Annotated in this window: 18 protein-coding genes; 11 read left to right on the forward strand and 7 right to left on the reverse strand. The window is 68.8% G+C overall.

Annotated elements, in window-relative coordinates:
- Positions 1 to 51: 51 nt before the first annotated feature.
- Together JOD27_RS35545 and JOD27_RS35550 are read left to right on the forward strand one after the other, a co-directional pair.
- Positions 52 to 738: a DUF6319 family protein gene (locus tag JOD27_RS35545; protein ID WP_204766716.1), complete on the forward strand. Its 687-nt coding sequence runs from the start codon at positions 52 to 54 to the stop codon at positions 736 to 738.
- Between the two features lie 146 nt (positions 739 to 884).
- On the forward strand, positions 885 to 1,037 hold the full coding sequence (locus JOD27_RS35550) for a hypothetical protein (RefSeq protein WP_204766717.1): 153 nt from the start codon (positions 885 to 887) through the stop codon (positions 1,035 to 1,037).
- A gap of 209 nt (positions 1,038 to 1,246) precedes the next feature.
- Here JOD27_RS35550 and JOD27_RS35555 read toward each other — a convergent pair whose 3' ends face one another.
- A complete protein-coding gene (locus JOD27_RS35555; RefSeq protein ID WP_307830512.1) occupies positions 1,247 to 2,749 on the reverse strand; it encodes an alpha/beta hydrolase in 1,503 nt (500 codons plus the stop codon).
- 176 nt (positions 2,750 to 2,925) lie between these two features.
- On the opposite strand from JOD27_RS35555, the gene JOD27_RS35560 reads away from it, so the two are divergent.
- Entirely contained in the window at positions 2,926 to 3,795 is an 870-nt protein-coding gene (locus tag JOD27_RS35560; RefSeq protein ID WP_239570413.1) for an EamA family transporter, read from the forward strand.
- Here the strand turns inward: JOD27_RS35560 and JOD27_RS35565 are convergent.
- Complete coding sequence (locus JOD27_RS35565; RefSeq protein WP_204766720.1) at positions 3,792 to 4,856, reverse strand: ATP-dependent DNA ligase; 1,065 nt, start codon at positions 4,854 to 4,856, stop codon at positions 3,792 to 3,794. The two genes, JOD27_RS35560 and JOD27_RS35565, sit on opposite strands and share 4 nt — an antisense overlap.
- A 17-nt stretch (positions 4,857 to 4,873) precedes the next feature.
- On the reverse strand, positions 4,874 to 5,527 hold the full coding sequence (locus JOD27_RS35570; RefSeq protein ID WP_239570416.1) for a dihydrofolate reductase family protein: 654 nt from the start codon (positions 5,525 to 5,527) through the stop codon (positions 4,874 to 4,876).
- A 66-nt stretch (positions 5,528 to 5,593) separates the two neighbouring features.
- Between JOD27_RS35570 and zapE the strand changes: the two genes are divergently transcribed.
- Positions 5,594 to 6,580, forward strand: a complete 987-nt coding sequence (gene zapE / locus JOD27_RS35575) for a cell division protein ZapE (RefSeq protein WP_204766721.1) — start codon at positions 5,594 to 5,596, stop codon at positions 6,578 to 6,580.
- On the opposite strand, the gene JOD27_RS35580 is transcribed toward zapE, so the two are convergent.
- Entirely contained in the window at positions 6,569 to 6,904 is a 336-nt protein-coding gene (locus JOD27_RS35580) for a hypothetical protein (RefSeq protein WP_204766722.1), read from the reverse strand. The two genes, zapE and JOD27_RS35580, sit on opposite strands and share 12 nt — an antisense overlap.
- A gap of 216 nt (positions 6,905 to 7,120) precedes the next feature.
- Here JOD27_RS35580 and JOD27_RS35585 point away from each other — a divergent pair, with 216 nt between their 5' ends.
- From JOD27_RS35585 to JOD27_RS35605, 5 genes are all read left to right on the forward strand, one after another.
- Positions 7,121 to 7,366 (forward strand): DUF3040 domain-containing protein, encoded by a 246-nt coding sequence (locus JOD27_RS35585; RefSeq protein WP_204766723.1) that lies wholly within the window; start codon positions 7,121 to 7,123, stop codon positions 7,364 to 7,366.
- Between the two features lie 49 nt (positions 7,367 to 7,415).
- Positions 7,416 to 9,011 carry an ABC-F family ATP-binding cassette domain-containing protein gene (locus JOD27_RS35590; protein WP_204766724.1) on the forward strand — a complete coding sequence of 532 codons (1,596 nt, stop codon included), beginning with the start codon at positions 7,416 to 7,418 and terminating at the stop codon, positions 9,009 to 9,011.
- Between the two features lie 99 nt (positions 9,012 to 9,110).
- Positions 9,111 to 9,410, forward strand: a complete 300-nt coding sequence (locus JOD27_RS35595; protein WP_204766725.1) for a hypothetical protein — start codon at positions 9,111 to 9,113, stop codon at positions 9,408 to 9,410.
- Positions 9,411 to 9,478: 68 nt separating this feature from the next.
- A complete protein-coding gene (locus JOD27_RS35600) occupies positions 9,479 to 10,330 on the forward strand; it encodes a helix-turn-helix domain-containing protein (protein WP_204766726.1) in 852 nt (283 codons plus the stop codon).
- Complete coding sequence (locus tag JOD27_RS35605; RefSeq protein ID WP_204766727.1) at positions 10,305 to 10,490, forward strand: DUF397 domain-containing protein; 186 nt, start codon at positions 10,305 to 10,307, stop codon at positions 10,488 to 10,490. Before JOD27_RS35600 ends, JOD27_RS35605 begins: the two co-directional genes overlap by 26 nt.
- On the opposite strand, the gene JOD27_RS35610 is transcribed toward JOD27_RS35605, so the two are convergent.
- From JOD27_RS35610 to rocD, 3 genes are all read right to left on the reverse strand, one after another.
- A complete protein-coding gene (locus JOD27_RS35610; RefSeq protein WP_204766728.1) occupies positions 10,474 to 10,878 on the reverse strand; it encodes a GNAT family N-acetyltransferase in 405 nt (134 codons plus the stop codon). The genes JOD27_RS35605 and JOD27_RS35610 overlap by 17 nt on opposite strands.
- A 44-nt stretch (positions 10,879 to 10,922) precedes the next feature.
- Entirely contained in the window at positions 10,923 to 12,308 is a 1,386-nt protein-coding gene (locus JOD27_RS35615; RefSeq protein WP_204766729.1) for a DUF2252 domain-containing protein, read from the reverse strand.
- Between the two features lie 91 nt (positions 12,309 to 12,399).
- Entirely contained in the window at positions 12,400 to 13,644 is a 1,245-nt protein-coding gene (rocD, locus tag JOD27_RS35620) for an ornithine--oxo-acid transaminase (protein ID WP_275591886.1), read from the reverse strand.
- 140 nt (positions 13,645 to 13,784) lie between these two features.
- On the opposite strand from rocD, the gene JOD27_RS35625 reads away from it, so the two are divergent.
- Both JOD27_RS35625 and JOD27_RS35630 read left to right on the forward strand, forming a co-directional pair.
- A complete protein-coding gene (locus JOD27_RS35625; RefSeq protein WP_204766730.1) occupies positions 13,785 to 14,615 on the forward strand; it encodes a PPK2 family polyphosphate kinase in 831 nt (276 codons plus the stop codon).
- A 146-nt stretch (positions 14,616 to 14,761) separates the two neighbouring features.
- Positions 14,762 to 15,817 carry a lactonase family protein gene (locus JOD27_RS35630; RefSeq protein ID WP_239570418.1) on the forward strand — a complete coding sequence of 352 codons (1,056 nt, stop codon included), beginning with the start codon at positions 14,762 to 14,764 and terminating at the stop codon, positions 15,815 to 15,817.
- Positions 15,818 to 15,824: the final 7 nt, after the last annotated feature.

Here is a 15,824-nt window from a genome sequence, read left to right on the forward strand (position 1 = left end):
GGGTGTAGGGCATGCTGGGGCACAGGTGTTCGAAAGGCGGGAGGCAGCGCGATGGCGAAGAAGAGCGGGCTGTCGGCGGAGGACGTCGACAGCCTGCGCTCGCAACTGGACGCAGGCACCCAGCCGCTGGTGTGGTTCACGGCGGCGGCGGTGGGCATGGAGGCGGGGAGATCGGCGAAGCTCCTCGCGTTCACCGAACCGGAGGAGGGCGATTTCATCCAGGTGCGCCCGACCGGGTCGAAGGACGAGATGTCGTTCTCCCCGGCGGAGTTGACGCTGGAGAAGCCCCCGCCGCGCAAGAAGCCGGCGGCCCCGCCTCCTGCGCCGCCGGAGCCGCCGCGAGAGACTGAGATCCTCCATCCCTACGTTCCGGAGGCGCCGGTGAAACCCGCGGCCCCCAAGCCGAAACCCGCTCCTGCCGTTGCCGAGCCGGCTCCCGCCAAACCGGCGCGCAAGCCGTCTGCCAAGGGCGCCACACCCGAGGTCACCGTCACGCTGGTGACGGCGGGCGAGGGCGAGTGGACGGTGGAGGTGCTGCAGGGCACGCGCAAGGCGATCCGCCCGACCCCGGTGTCGCCGGCCGCAGTGGCGCAGGCCGCGAAGCTGCTCACGCCCGAGGTCGCCGAGATCGTCGAGGGCGTGCTGAACGCGGCGCGTGCTCAGCAACTCGCCCGCGTGGAGCAGTTGCGCGCTGAACTGGAGGCCGCGCAGAAAGCTCTGGACGACCTGGGCGCGTAGCGCGGTCACGTGCTGCGACGCCTCGGTGGTTGTGCCGCCGCGTTCGGGTGAGAGGGCTTCCCAGGGCTCATGCCGGGGCGGACCGTGGGATTCGCGGATGTCCCGCGCAGGTCCGGTTTGGAGGACGGGGAGGCCCTGATGGGTACGTGTGGGTGCTGTTCCGGGTGCACGGGGCCCGGCTGCGGCTGCTGTTCGAGCTGCTGACACGAGATTTGCTCGGGGAGTCTTCCGCGTTCTGGCCGCGGGAGGCTCCCCGTGACGCGTTCGCCTGGCTGCAATGCCGGTCGCTCAAGGCATAGGCGCTCTCGAGGCTGGTTGGTAGTAGTTTCGGGTCGGATGATCATGCGTTGGTAGTACTTGCAGACGCCAAGCGTTGCCATGCCTGGCCGCGGGTGCCGCTGAACGGCAGGACGTCGGCCGGGAGCTGGTGCGGTACCACCGGACGGATGGACGGCTGGTGCACGTGCAGGTTCGCCGTCTCACCGTGCATGGACGCGACTCGACCAGGTCAGGGCGGGCAGACGGTCCCGTTCGACGGCACCTTCGCGTCGATCAAGTAGTCACGCACGGCGGTCGTGGCGCAGCCGGACAACGTCAGCGCCCCGTGCCCGCTGCCCTGCCAGCCGATCAGCGCCGAACCGGGCAGCCGCTGCGCCGTGTGCTCGGTGCCGGCCGCGGGCGTGGAGACGTCGTTGGCCGTGCTGAGCACCACGATGGGCGGGGCGCTCTTCAGCGGGTCGACCTTCTCGGTCTTGGGCGCCGGGAACGGAGCGCAGTGCAGCAGCTGGCGGGCGAACAGCGCGCCGAACATGGAGTACTTGCCCTGCCAGTCGGCGGTCAGGGCCTTCACCCTGTCGGGCGGGATGCGGGTCGCCGTGTCGTTGCAGCCGATCACGAGACCCGCGTCGAAGCGGGGCTTGTTCTCGTCGAGGTCGTTCACGACCGGGTCGAGCAGCGTGAACAGTCCGCTGCCGTCCCCGCCGCGGGCCTTCCCGATCGCGTCGGCGAGCTGCGGCCAGCGCGACCGGTCGGCCAGGCCGGTCAGGATCGCGTTGAGGGCGGAGCCGGCGGTGAGGTCGACGTACTCGCCACGCATCCGGCCGGAGCGCAGCTTGGTGAGCAGCGCCTGGACGTCCTCGCGCGGGTTCGCCAGGGCGCAGCCGCGGGTCTTGCAGTCGCGGGCGAACGCCTCGAACGTCGCCTCGGTCGCCGCCGCACGGGACTCCAGGACACCGACCTGGTCGAGCGTCGGGTCGGGGGCGCCGTCGAGCACCGTGCGGCCGATGCGGTTCGGGAAGCGGTGGGCGTAGGTGGTGAGGACACGCGAGCCCTCGCCAAGGCCGATGGCGTTGAGGCGGTCGGTGCCGAGGTAGTCGCGGAGACGTTCGAGGTCGGCGGCCGCCCGCCACGAGTCGAAGGCCGTCAGCCTGCCTTCGAGGTCGAGCACGCACTCCTGCGACGCCTCACCGGCGGCGACGACGAGGCTCGACTGCTCCGCCTCGGCGGGGTCGTACTCGACGAGCTGCGCGCGCGTCGCCGGTGGCACGCAGGAGATGCCGTCCGAACTGCCCGTGCCGCGCCGGTCCATGCCGATGATCGTGTACGTGCTGAGGATGTCCTTGGGCAACGACGCCGCGAGCCGCGCGGCCTTGAGCGTGCCCGGCTCACCGGCGGGGTCGTTGACGACGACCAGTGCGCTCTTGCCCGTTCCGACGCGCATCAACGCGATGCCGAGCGTGCCGCGGCCAGGACGGCCCGGCGGGTCGAGCACGACCGTCATGCGCGCGCACTCGTAGGCCTGGTCGCCCTGCGGGGCGTTGGCGCCGAGGCGGTCCTTCATCTTCTCGTTGCACGGCGACCAGCCCAGCGAGTCCTTCTTGTACTCGCTGAGCGGCGGCACGGGCTGCGGCCCCGCGAGCGTGCTCTGGTCGACCGGCTGGTTGTCCTCGCCCCTGACCGCGATCACCGGCCGGGTCGAGGGTCCCGCGCTGCACGCCGTCAGCACGCTCACTGCCAACAGGGCCAAGGCAGCGCGACGCACAGATGTCCTCACTCTCATTCACTCTCCGAGGGGGTGAGCCTCGCATGGTTCAGGTGAGAACACAGTGAGTGTGGTCCGTGTGTGATGGCTCACCGGCGTGCATATATGGGATGCCGCGCCCGAAAGCCCTGAGTCAGGATGAGTTCATGGCTCACGCTGATCGGCTCCCGGTCGCCCGCTTGATGGGCGGCATCCCGCCGACGGCGCTCGTGCTGCTCGGCATCGTCAGCGTCCAGGTGGGCGCGGCGGTGGCGAAACAGTTGTTCACGGTCGCGGGCGCGGCGGGAACGGTCACGCTGCGGCTGGTCGTCGCGGCGCTCGTGCTGGTCGCGATCTGGCGCCCGTCGCTGCGCATGGACCGCCGCACCCTCGCGGTCGTCGTGACCTACGGCGTCGTGCTCGCCGCGATGAACCTCTGCTTCTACCTCGCGCTCGAACGCATTCCGCTCGGCGCCGCGGTGACGATCGAGTTCCTCGGCCCGCTCTCGGTGGCGGTCGCGGGTTCCCGGCGCTGGCTCGACGGCCTGTGGGTGCTGCTCGCGGGTGTCGGAGTGGTCCTGCTGACCCGCGTGCAGGGCGGTCTGGCGTTGTCGGGCGTGCTGTTCGCGCTGGCCGCCGGCGCTCTCTGGGCGGCGTACATCATGGTCACGGCCAAGCTGGGCAGCAAGACCACCGACGGCAAGGGCCTCGCGCTCGCGATGGTGGTGGGTTCGGCGGTCGCGTTGCCGTTCGGCATCACGTCGTCCGGCACCGCGATGCTCGATCCGGTCGTGCTCGCGGCGGCGGCCGCGGTCGCGCTGATGTCGTCGGTGATCCCGTACTCGCTGGAGCTGGAAGCGTTGCGGCGCATGCCTCCGCGCGTGTTCGGCATCCTGATGTCGCTGGAGCCCGCGGTGGCAGCGCTGGCCGGTCTGGTGCTGCTGGGGGAGCAGCTCAAGCCTGCCCAGTGGGTCGCCGTGTGCTGCGTCGTCATCGCCTCGGTCGGGGCGACTCGATCGGCGCGGCCGGACGTCTAACGAGCGCGGAGCTCGCCCTTCAGCACCGACGCCACGTCGTAGCGGGCCGGGATCTCCAGCTGGTCGTAGCGGCACGACAGCGGTTCGCGGTCGGGACGCCACCGCGCGAACTGCCCGTTGTGCCGCAGCCGCACCGGGTGCTCGCCCTCGGTCTGGGTGTAGTGGATCTCCAGCACCCGCTCGGGGCGCAGCGCCACGTACTCGGCCTGCTTGCCGCGCCACCGGTTGATCTCGCCGGGAATCCTTTGGCCCGGCTGGGGATTCGCCCACGGGTGGTCGTCCGACTCGGTGATCAGCGGTGCGAGCTCGGTGGCGAGCTCACGGCGTTCGGCCGCCTTGAACGAGCCGCACACACCGATGTGGTGCAGCAGGTCGTTCGAGTCGTAGACCCCGAGCAGCAACGAGCCGACGGCGGTGCCGGGCTCGGTGTCCTTGTGCCAGCGCAGGCCTGCCAGGACGACGTCGGCGGTGCGCGCGTGCTTGACCTTGATCATCGTGCGCTTGCCGGGCGTGTACGGGCCGTCCGCCGGCTTGCCCATGACGCCGTCCAGGCCCGCGCCCTCGAACAGCGTGAACCACTCGCGCGCGGTCTCCACCGACGTCGTCGCTGGCGTGATGTTCAGGTCGGGGATCTTCAGCAGGGTCTCGCGCCTGGCCACGGTCGGCGATTCCAGGAACACCTCGGACCCCAGCGCCAGCAGGTCGAACGCGACGAACGTGGCCGGCGTCGACTCGGACAGCAGCGCCACGCGGGAGGCCGCCGGGTGGATGCGCTCGGACAACGCGTCGAAGTCGAGCTCGTCGTTGCGCGCCACCACCAGCTCGCCGTCGACGACCACGCGCTCGGGCAGCACCTCGAGCATCGAGGCGACGACCTCGGGGAAGTAGCGGTTGAGCGGCTTGCCGCTGCGGGACTGCAGGAAGACCTCGTCACCGGAGCGGAACACCACGCAGCGGAAGCCGTCCCACTTCGGCTCGAACACGAGGTCCGAGGAGTCCGGGATGCCGTCCACCGCGGTGGCGAGCATCGGCTGCAGAGGTGGCGTCAACGGAAGGTCCACGCGCACATCCTGCCTCTTCAGCTGGAATTCTGCCGCTGATACCGCAGCAGAAGGACGTCGTCCGCGCGCAGCACCGAGGCGAGCGCGAGATCCACGGGCGGCACCACGGGCCCGACCGCGATCCGCCCGGCGTCGCCGACGGTGAGCAGCGGCGACACCGTGAGGTTCAGCCCGTCCACCAGGCCCGCGGCGATCATCGACCCGAACAGCCGCGGCCCGCCCTCCAGGTTGATCTTGTGCAGCCCGCGCGCCGCGAGCTCGGCGACCGCCACCTTCAGGTCGACCGCCTCGTCACCGGCGACGATCACGTCCGCGGGCAGCTCCGGCAGCTCCGCGCTCGCGCAGGTGATCACGATCGGTGCGACCGCGCTGTTCGCGAACAGCGGCAGGTCCGGCGTGAGCGTCCCGCGGGCCGTGACCACGGCGATCGGCAGCGGTCGTTCGCGCCGCGCGGGCCGATATCCCTCGACCAGCACCGTTCCCGCGCCCACCAGCACGACGTCGGCGAGCTCGCGCCCGAGCAGGTAGATCTGCTTGTCAGCGGGCGAACCGAGCCCGGCGGAACGGCCGTCGACCGACACCGCACCGTCCACGCTGGACACGAAGTTCGCGATGACCCACGTGCGGCCCTCGGGATACGCGTAGAGCGACTCGAGGGCTGTGTCGGTCATCTCAACGCCCGGTGAGGGCCACAACATCTGCACGAACACATCCCATCACGCCGATAGGCTGCGGGCATGCGCTTGTCCGACCGGGATCCCCAGATCGGGGCTGACGAACTGATCGAGAGCCTGGTGCCGCCACCGAGGTTCGACCATGTCAGCTTCGACAGCTACCTCCCCAACCCGGACGAGCCCAGCCAGGCCGCCGCCGTCGAGGCGTGCCGCCTGTTCGCCGCGCGGGTGAGCGTTCGCCGCAAGAAGTGGTCGCTGTTCGGCGGCAAGGAAGACGAGGGCAAGCTCGGCCTCTACCTCGACGGCGGCTTCGGCGTCGGCAAGACCCACCTGCTCGCGTCGCTGTGGCACGCCGTCCCCGGCCCCAAGGCGTACGGCACGTTCGTCGAGCTCACCAACCTCGTCGGCGTCCTGACCTTCCCCGAGGCGGTGAAGCGGCTCTCGAACCACAAGCTGCTCGCCATCGACGAGTTCGAGCTCGACGACCCCGGCGACACGATGCTGGTCACCCGCCTGATCAAGGAACTGACGGCGCAGGGCGTCTTCATCGCCGCCACCTCGAACACGCTGCCGGACAAGCTCGGCGAGGGCCGGTTCGCCGCCGCCGACTTCCTGCGCGAGATCCAGTCGATGTCCTCGAAGTTCGACGTCGTGCGCGTCGACGGCCCCGACTACCGCCACCGCGGCCTGCCCGACGCGCCGCCGCCGATGTCGTCCGACGAGCTGGAGACCAAGGCCGGCGGCCTGGAGGGCTCGACGATCGACGACTTCGACGACCTCTGCAAGGCACTCGCCCGCATCCACCCGTCGAAGTACGGGCGGCTCCTCGACGGAGTCACCGCCGTGCACCTCAAGGACGTCAAGCCGGCACCGGACCAGAACGTCGGGCTGCGGCTCGTGGCGTTCGGCGACCGGCTCTACGACCGCGACATCCCGGTCGCGGTGTCGGGGCAGCCGCTGTCGGAGCTGTTCACCGACGAGATGCTGCGCGGCGGGTACCGCAAGAAGTACCTGCGGGCGGTTTCCCGCCTGGTGGCGCTAAGCCGCTGACCAGGCGATGTCCCGGCCCGCGCGGGCGTAGAACCGGTGCAGCTCAGCGTCGATCTTCGCGGAGTCGGCCTCGCTGAGCACGACGGACGGATCGGTGTGCGGCCACGACCGGGCGATCCGCGCGCGCAGCCCAGCCGGAGGGTGGTCGTGCCAGAGCGAGGCATCGGCGACGGACTTCTCCAGCACCTCGTCCACGTTCATCGTCGCCCGCCAGGCGTCGGCCGCCGCACGCCACCGAGCCGCACCAGGGTGGTTGCGCCCGGCCGTCTCGGGTTTCGCCCGCGTGCCGCGCTCGGCGGCCGCGATCGTTGCCAGCGCGACCAACGCGGCCCGTGCCGCGGTCCGCTAACGGCCAGGTGGGCGGCGTGCCCTCATAGGCGGTGTACTGCTGAGCATCGAGTCTGATCGCGAGCGCCTTCGAGAATCCCCCAGGCATGCGCGGCAGTATGACCGACTCCGGGTTTGACTCCGCTCGCATCCGAGTATCCACTGGGTGACGAGCGGGAATGATGACGTCCCCGATGTCTTCCGGAGGCACCCATGCTGAGTGAGGCCGAACGTCGCTCGCTCCAGGAGATCGAGCAGCGGCTGCTAGCCGAAGAACCCAGACTCGCGCGCACCATGAGCCGCCAGGTCCGGCCGTGGCTGTTCTACCTTCTGCTGCTCGTGTTCGGCGGACTCACCGTGCTCCTGATGGTGATCGGCGCGTTCGGCCCCGCGTTCCAGTGCATGCTGGTCACGGCCGCGGCGCTGGTGCTGCGCCGCTACCCGATCCGCCTCCGGTAGCCGGAAAACTCGCTGGCGTCCACGTCCGGCGACCCCGACTATCACCGGCGTGGGTTATCTGGAAGCGAATGGGCTCGCGTACGCGCTGCCGGACGGCAGGGAGCTGTTCCGCGACGTCTCGTTCAAGGTGAGCGGTGGCACCGTCGTCGCGCTGGTGGGCGCGAACGGCGTGGGCAAGACGACGTTGCAGCGCATCCTGTCCGGCGAATTCGCCCCGAAGCAGGGCAGCGTGCACGTGCAGGGCGGCCTCGCGGTGATGCCGCAGTTCATCGGCTCCGTTCGCGACTCCTCACTCGTCCGCGACCTGCTGCTCTCCGTCGCACCACCGGCGCTGCGCACCGCCGCCGAGGAGCTCGACCAAGCAGAGCTCGCGCTGATGGACACCGACGACGAAGCCGTCCAGATGCGTTACGCCAACGCCCTCACCGCCTACGGCGAGGCAGGCGGGTACGACATCGAAGTCCTCTGGGACACCGTCACCGTCGCCGCACTCGGCCTGCCCTACGACCGCGCACGGTTCCGTGAGGTGCGCACGCTCTCCGGCGGCGAACAGAAACGCCTCGTCCTGGAAACCCTGCTGCGCGGCCACGAACAGGTCCTGCTGCTCGACGAGCCGGACAACTACCTCGACGTCCCCGGCAAGCGCTGGCTCGAAGAACGCCTTCAGGCCACCGACAAGGCCGTGCTCGTCGTCAGCCACGACCGCGAGCTGCTGGCCAGCGCGGCCACCCACGTCGTCACGATCGAGGCACACTCCGCGTGGACGCATCCGGGTTCGTTCGCGACCTGGCACGCCGCCCGCCACAAGCGCATCGAGAAGCTGAAGGAAGATCACCGCCGCTGGAACGAGGAACACGAGCGCCTGAAGGAACTTGTGCGCACGTTGCAGCAGCAGGCCAAGTACTACGAGTCGATGGCGCCGAAGTACCGCGTGATGGCGGCTCGCCTGCAACGGTTCGAGGAAGCGGGCCCACCACCGGAGATCCCCACCGACGAGAAGGTCAACCCGCGGCTGAAGGGCGGCCGCACCGGCGATCGCGCGATCACGTGCGAGCAGCTGGAGCTGACGGGGTTGATGAAGCCGTTCTCGCAGGAGATCTTCTTCGGCGACCGCGTCGCGGTGCTCGGCTCGAACGGCTCTGGCAAGAGCCACTTCCTCCGGCTGCTCGGCGGCGACGACGTGAACACCACCGGCGCGTGGAAGCTCGGCGCGCGCGTGGTGCCAGGCCTGTTCGCGCAGACGCACGAACACCCGGAGTGGATCGGCCGGACGCTCGTGGACATCCTCTGGCACGGCGACTCACAACGGTCGGGCCGTGATCGGGGCGCCGCGATGTCGGTGTTGAAGCGGTACGGGCTCGACAAGGCGGGCGACCAGCGGTTCGAGAACCTCTCCGGAGGGCAGCAGGCGCGGTTCCAGATCCTGCTGCTGGAGCTGTCCGGTGCCACGCTGCTGCTGCTCGACGAGCCGACGGACAACCTCGACCTCGCGTCGGCGGAGGCGTTGCAGAACGCGCTGAACGACTTCGAGGGCACCGTCGTCGCGGTGACGCACGACAGGTGGTTCGCGCGGTCGTTCGACCGCTTCCTGCACTTCCGGGCGGACGGCCGAGTGTCCGAAGTGGACGAGCCAATTTGGACGTAGTCCCCGAAACTGCCGAAAGATCTTGCGAACGCCTTGTGGGAACAGAGAACGCCAGCGAATGTGATCGCGCATCCGTTGGTGTTCTCATTGGAGGTAGTTGTGCGCAAGAAATCCGGCAGGACCGTGCGGACGGTGGGCGGCGCGCTCGCCCTCGCGCTGGGAGCCGGGGTCGTTCTGGGGACGGTGCCGGCGAACGCCGACTGGTCCATCTATCCGATCCAGCTCGGCTACCACGGCAGCGCGCGGCCTTCGGACGCCGCCGCCCAGAACGAGACGCGACCTGCCGCTGACCGGGAGTGCTTCTCGAGGTACGGCTTCCGGGCTCGCGGGGTGACGCCTGCCTGGCTGGTCAGCAACAACGGCAGCTGGTACCAGTACTGGCGCTGCGACAGCAACTAGCGGCTGCAGCGTTTTCACCCGAACGAAGGCGCTGCTGGGAGTGACTCCAAGTCATAGCGTCAAAGGCCATGACTGCGTTCACCTCCACCGCCTACAGCCGGGACCTCGGTGACGAGCTGCGCCGGTTGCGTGAGACCTGCACGGGCCTGAACGGTCGTAACTTGGCCATAAAGCTTGGATGGGATCCAAGCAAGGTGTCCAACATCGAGCACGGTCGGGCCCGTGCCAGCGAGATCGACCTGGCGCAGCTCTTCACAGCCTGTGGGAAGGACATCGACTTCCTCGAGGACTTCAAGCGCCGCTACCGGCACGCGTTCGACCAGTACTTCGCCCAGGTACCCGACAACCTCCGCACGCTCGCGATGGCGGAGGCGACGGCCACCAAGATCACTGCCTACGACATCATGACCGTGCATGGCCTGCTGCAGACAGAACGCTACGCACACGAGCTGATGGTGCAGTCCGAGGTTGAGGCACCAGAGGATGTCGACAGGTTCGTAGCACTGCGCATCGACCGGCAGGCGGTCATGCGGCGGCCGAGTCCTCCTGAGTGCAGCTTCTACATCCACGAGTTCGCGCTTCGGATGCGGCTCGGCGACGCCCAGCTCATGGAGGACCAATACCTGCGGCTGCTATTCAACACGCACATCCTGCGGATCGTGCCCGTAACGGCCATGACGGCTGCCTTGTACACGAAGCGCACGTTGTTCGAGTTCAAGAACGCCTCGCCGGTCGCCTACACGGAGAGCGACCTGGCCAAGGTATTCGCGCAGGACAGCGCCGCCGTCACGCGCAGCAGGGCACTCTTCGAGCGGCTGGATGAGATCGCCTTGGATGCGGAACAATCTCGGAGCAAGCTGGCGGAGTACGTCAGCGGACTGCGAGGAGATCTTCATGGCTCAGGAACGGACCTGGCGTAAGAGCACGTACAGCGGAGGATCCGGCGACAGCGAGTGTGTGGAGGTGTCGCTGGCGCAGGACGTCTGCGTCCGGGACTCCAAGAACGCGGGTGGCGCGGTTCTGACCTTCTCTGCTGGTGCCTGGCAGGCGTTGGTCGGCCAGGTCAAAGCTCCCAGCTGACGAAGGCGCCGTCGTCGATCGACCCGCCCGCCTTCTTGTAGGTGGCCTGCGCCGCCGCGTCGCCCGCGGCGGTGCCGGTCCACATCGCGTAGCAACCCCGTTCCGCCGCAAGGGTTTTGAGGGCCTCGACCAACGCCGTGCCGATGCCGCGGCGCAGGAACGCGTCGTCCACTCCCAGCTCGTAGAGGAACATCTCGGTGCCCTTGTCCGGATGTGTGGTCTCCACTCCGGACACGAACCCGGCCGGCTGGTCGCCGACGTAGGCGATCAGCAGGTGGCTGTGCTCCTGGGCGAGGAACCGCGCGGTCGCCTCCGGCACCGGGGGCGCGTCGAACAGGTGCCCGGCGGCGAACACGTCGTCGGGTGAGGCGGCGCGGCGGATCTTCATACCGCCAGGTTAGGTCAACTTTTCTGAACGGGCCCGAAGGCGCGTCAGCGGTCCTCGACGACGGCGGGCAGCTTGCCGTTCTTGACGAGGTCGGCCAGTTCGGCGTGGTCGGCCTCGGTCTGGTCGGCGTAGTCGAAGGCGTACTTGGCGAACGCCTCGTCGAGGTCGTCGCCGCCGCCGTTCTGGAAGTAGCCGGCGAGCAGGCGCGGGTCGAGCGAGCGCGTGTGTGCGCGGGCCAGCAGAGCGCCCGCGAAGCGGCCGTAGTCGTCGAGGTCGTCGCGCTTCAACGTGGTCGCGTCGATCTCGCCCTTGCGGTTGCGGAACTGACGCACGATGAACGGGCGGCCCTCGATCGTCGTCCAGCCCAGCAGGATGTCGGTCTCCGCCTGCACGAGCCGTGCGCCGTGCACGATGCGCTTGCCCTCGTGCTTGGCGGGTTCGACGTCCAGGAACGGCTGCAGGGCCGACGTGCGGGCTTCCTTGGCCTGCAGCACCGACGCCTCGGAACCGTTGCCGTGCAACAGGATGAGGTAGTTGCGCAGGCCGACACTGCCCGTGCCGACGACGCGGAACGCCACGTCCGACACGCCGTAGCGCATGATCAGGTTGCGCCGCGACTCGCGCAGAGTGTCCACGTAGGACGGCAGCGCGGCGATCACGGCCTCTTCCGTCTCCGGAGAAACGTCGGTGAACGTCGGCGGGTTCGTGATGAACCGCCACTTCTCGCCATCGTGCGCGGTCCACTTCGCGGCGAAGCGGGCGCTGGTGTTCTTGCGTGACTTCTCAGCGGCCTTGGAGAAGTCGTTGATCAGGTCGTCGGCCTTCACCTTCGAGAGCACCGACTCGTCGCCCAGCGCGGTCCACGAGTCCAGGAACGGCTGCTCGGCGAGGTGGCGGATCGCGCCCCGGTACGCGCGCACAGCGTCCTCGGCGGCGTCACGGCAGCCCTTGTCCGACACGCCGCCAGTGCGGCCCGCCAGCACCAGCGAGGCGACCAGGCGCTTGAGGTCCCACTCCCAGGGGCCGGGCAGCGTCTCGTCGAAGTCGTTGATGTCCATGACGATCTGGCCTTCGGGCGTGCCGTAGAGGCCGAAGTTCGCCGCGTGGGCGTCACCGCACAACTGAGCGTGCAGACCGGTCGCGCACCCGGCGGCGAGGTCGCCCGCCTGAAGCCCGGCGGCCCCACGGAAGAACGCGAACGGGTTGGCGAGCATCCTCCCCACCCGCAACGGGATCAGGTGCTCCAGCCGTCCTTCGTTGCTGGCGTGCATGAACTCCAGCACCGACGGGCGTGAAGCGGCCAGCGACACCTCCCGGTGCGCCTTGAAATCCACAGAGGACCGCAACGCCCGCCCCTGCGCGTAGACCTCTTCCGGCTCGGTCCACGTGCCCAGAGCAGCGGCAGCCTCAGCCCGCACCCGTTCACCCATACGAGTAATCATGCCTCAGGTGAAAACGATGAAGGGAACCTTCATCCACCTCAGGTGTAGGAAGATTCCCTTCATCGAGCACCAAAACGGGCTAAACGGGACGTACTACCTCCGCGATCGCCTGGACGCCCAGGTCGATCTCGTCGCGGGTGATGACCAACGGTGGCGCGACGCGCAGGGTCGTCGCCTGGGTCTCCTTGCACAGCACGCCACGAGTGGCCAGCGCCTCGGAGGCCGCGCGGCCGACCGGGCCGCCGGGGGAGAGCTCGACGCCAGCCCACAGCCCGCGGCCGCGGACCTCGGCGATGCCGTGGCCGACCAGCTCGCCCAGCGAAGAATGCAGGTGGGCGCCCAGCTCACGGGAGCGCTCCTGGAACTCACCGGTCTCCAGCAGCCGCACGACCGCGCGGCCGACGGCGCAGGCCAGCGGGTTGCCGCCGAACGTCGACCCGTGCTCGCCGGGCTTCAGCACGCCCAGCACCGCGCGCGAACCGACCACCGCGGACACCGGCAGGATGCCGCCCCCCAGTGCCTTGCCGAGCGTGTAGAGGTCGGCGCGCACACCCTCGTGGTCGAGCGCGAACAGGTCACCGGTGCGGCCGAGGCCGGACTGGATCTCGTCGGCGATCATCAGGACGTTGTGCTCGTCGCACAGGCGGCGGATCCCGGCCAGGTAGCCGGCGGGCGGCACGACGACGCCTGCCTCGCCCTGGATCGGCTCGATCAACACGGCGGCCGTCCTGGACGAGATCGCGGACTCGACCTCGTCGAGGTTGCCGTACTTGACGACCTTGAAGCCCGGCGTGAACGGGCCGAAGTCGTTGCGCGCGGCCTCGTCGGTCGAGAACGACACGATCGTCGTGGTGCGGCCGTGGAAGTTGGACCCGGCGACGATGATCTCCGCCATGCCCTCCGGCACGCCCTTGACCTGGTACGCCCACTTACGCGCGACCTTGATCGCGGACTCCACGGCCTCGGCGCCGGAGTTCATCGCGAGCACCATCTCGGTGCCGGTCAGCGTGGCCAGCTCGCGGCAGAACAGGCCGAACTGGTCGTGGTGGAACGCGCGGCTGGTCAATGTCACGCGGCCGAGCTGCTCGACGGCGGCGGCCACCAGGGCGGGGTGGCGGTGGCCGAAGTTCAGCGACGAGTAGCCCGACAGGAAGTCGAGGTAGCGGCGGCCTTCGACGTCGGTGACCCACGCCCCCTCGCCGTGCGAGATGACCACCGGCAGGGGGTGGTAGTTGTGGGTGCTCCATTCTTCGTCGAGAGCGACGTAGTCAGCGCTAGCCAAATTCATGGTTCCCGCGGTCCGGTGGTCAGCGATGGCTGTCATCCTCCAAGGCTAAGGGGGTGAACAAGCGATTTCAGCCGTGAAGCATTGCGTCTGACGTCAGTTCGTTGCGCAGATTCACCGAACAGCGGCTGAACATTGCGCAACCGGCGTACTTGACGGTTCATCGATACTCTGCGGTGATGGCGAAGAAGTCGGTTCGTGAAGCTCTGCGACTCGATGAGGTGGATCTCTCCACCCTCGACCCGGCCGGGCGTCCGGTCGGTCCCAAGAACAAGAAGGAGGCGGCCGACGAGCTCGCCGCCACCGGGGCCGAGCTGGACGACCTGCAGGAGGCGTTGTACGCGGAGAACTCTCGCGCGGTGCTGCTCGTGCTGCAAGGCATGGACACCTCCGGCAAGGGTGGCGTCGTCCGGCACGTCGTCGGGCTGGTGAACCCGCAGAGCGTGCGCATCGCGTCGTTCAAGAAACCGACTCCCGCCGAACGGCGTCAGCACTTCCTGTGGCGGATCAGGAAGGTCCTGCCGGAGAAGGGACACATCGGCGCGTTCGACCGCTCCCACTACGAGGACGTGCTCGTGCCGAAGGTCGAGCGTCTGCTCACCGCCGCGGAGATCAAGAAGCGCTACCAGGAGATCAACGCGTTCGAGCGGGAACTGGCCGACGACGGAGTCGCGGTGATCAAGTGCTTCCTGCACATCTCGCCGGAGGTGCAGAAGGAACGGCTGCTCGCCCGTCTGGACGACCCGCGCAAGCACTGGAAGTACAACCCCGCGGACATCGACGTGCGCTCGAAGTGGTCGAGGTACCAGGACGCGTACACGCAGGCGTTGACGAACTGCCGGGACACGCCCTGGTACGCGATTCCGTCCGACCGCAAGTGGTACCGCAACTGGGCCGTCAGCCGGTTGTTGCTCGAGACCATGCGCGAGATGGACCCGAAGTTCCCGCCGCCCGCGTACGACATCGAGGCCGAGAAGGCCCGGTTGATCTCGAACGACCCGTTGCGCTGAGCGCAATCTTCGTTGCGCCTATTGCTTGAGTGCAGAGGTCTGGGCCACTGTGGGCTGCGCCGCCGCCAGAGTATCCCGGAGGTGCGGACGTGGGTGTGGACCGGCGACGTTTTCTCGGAGCCATGGGTGTGGGAGCTGGACTGCTGATGACCGGAGGAACCGCGGAAGCGGCGGCGGTGACGCGGAGAGTCTTCTTCGGCGCTTACACGACGTGGAGCGGTGGCGCCAAAGGCATCGGCATCGGCACCTACGACACGTCGAACGGTCAGCTGAAGACAACAGGCGTGATCAGCGGCGTGGTCAACCCGTCGTTCGTGATCGAGTCACGCGACGGCCGGTTCCTCTACGCGGTCAACGAGAACACCAAGGGCGAGGTCACCGCGATCGACGCCCGGTCGCTCAAGGTGCTGAACAAGGTTGCGACCGGCGGCGCCGACCCGTGCCACCTGACGCTCGACCCGTCCGGGAAGTTCCTGATCACCGCGGACTACTCGTCCGGCTCGCTCAGCGTCTTCCCGGTGAAGCCGGACGGCAGCCTCGGCGCGCGCACGCAGAAAGTGCAGCACAAGGGCTCCGGGCCCGACCCGGACCGCCAGGCCGGTCCGCACGCGCACCACATCGTGTTCGACCCATCGGGCCGGCACGCGTTCGCGGTCGACCTCGGCGCCGACGCGGTGTTCGCCTACACGTTCACCGCGGGCCAGCTCGAGCTCGTCTCGACGGCGAAGTTCAAGCCCGGCGCCGGACCACGCCACATCGCGTTCGACCCGAACGGCAGGACCGCGTACGTCGCGAACGAGCTGGACTCGACGATCGTGGCCTGCACCCACGCGGACGGGAAGCTCACGCCGGGGCAGGTGCTGAAGACCGCGCCGTCCGGGTCCGTGCGCAACTACCCGGCCGAGGTGCTGGTGTCCGGCGACGGCAGGAACGTCTACCTGTCGAACCGCGGTCACGACAGCGTCGCCCACTTCGCGGTCACCGGCTCGGAGCTCACGCTGATCAGCCACACGCCGGTCGGCGGCAAGTACCCGCGGCACATCACGCTCGATCCGTCCGGGCAGTTCCTCTTCGCGGCCAACCAGAACTCGAACAACGTGACGTCGTTCGCGGTGGACCGCGCTTCGGGCAAGCTGACGCCGTCCGGCACGCCGCTGCAGACCGCGATCCCGGTCTGCGTGCTGCCCACACGACTGGGTTAATGCTCTT

Source organism: Lentzea nigeriaca (assembly GCF_016907955.1).
In the GTDB taxonomy this organism is placed as follows: domain Bacteria; phylum Actinomycetota; class Actinomycetes; order Mycobacteriales; family Pseudonocardiaceae; genus Lentzea; species Lentzea nigeriaca.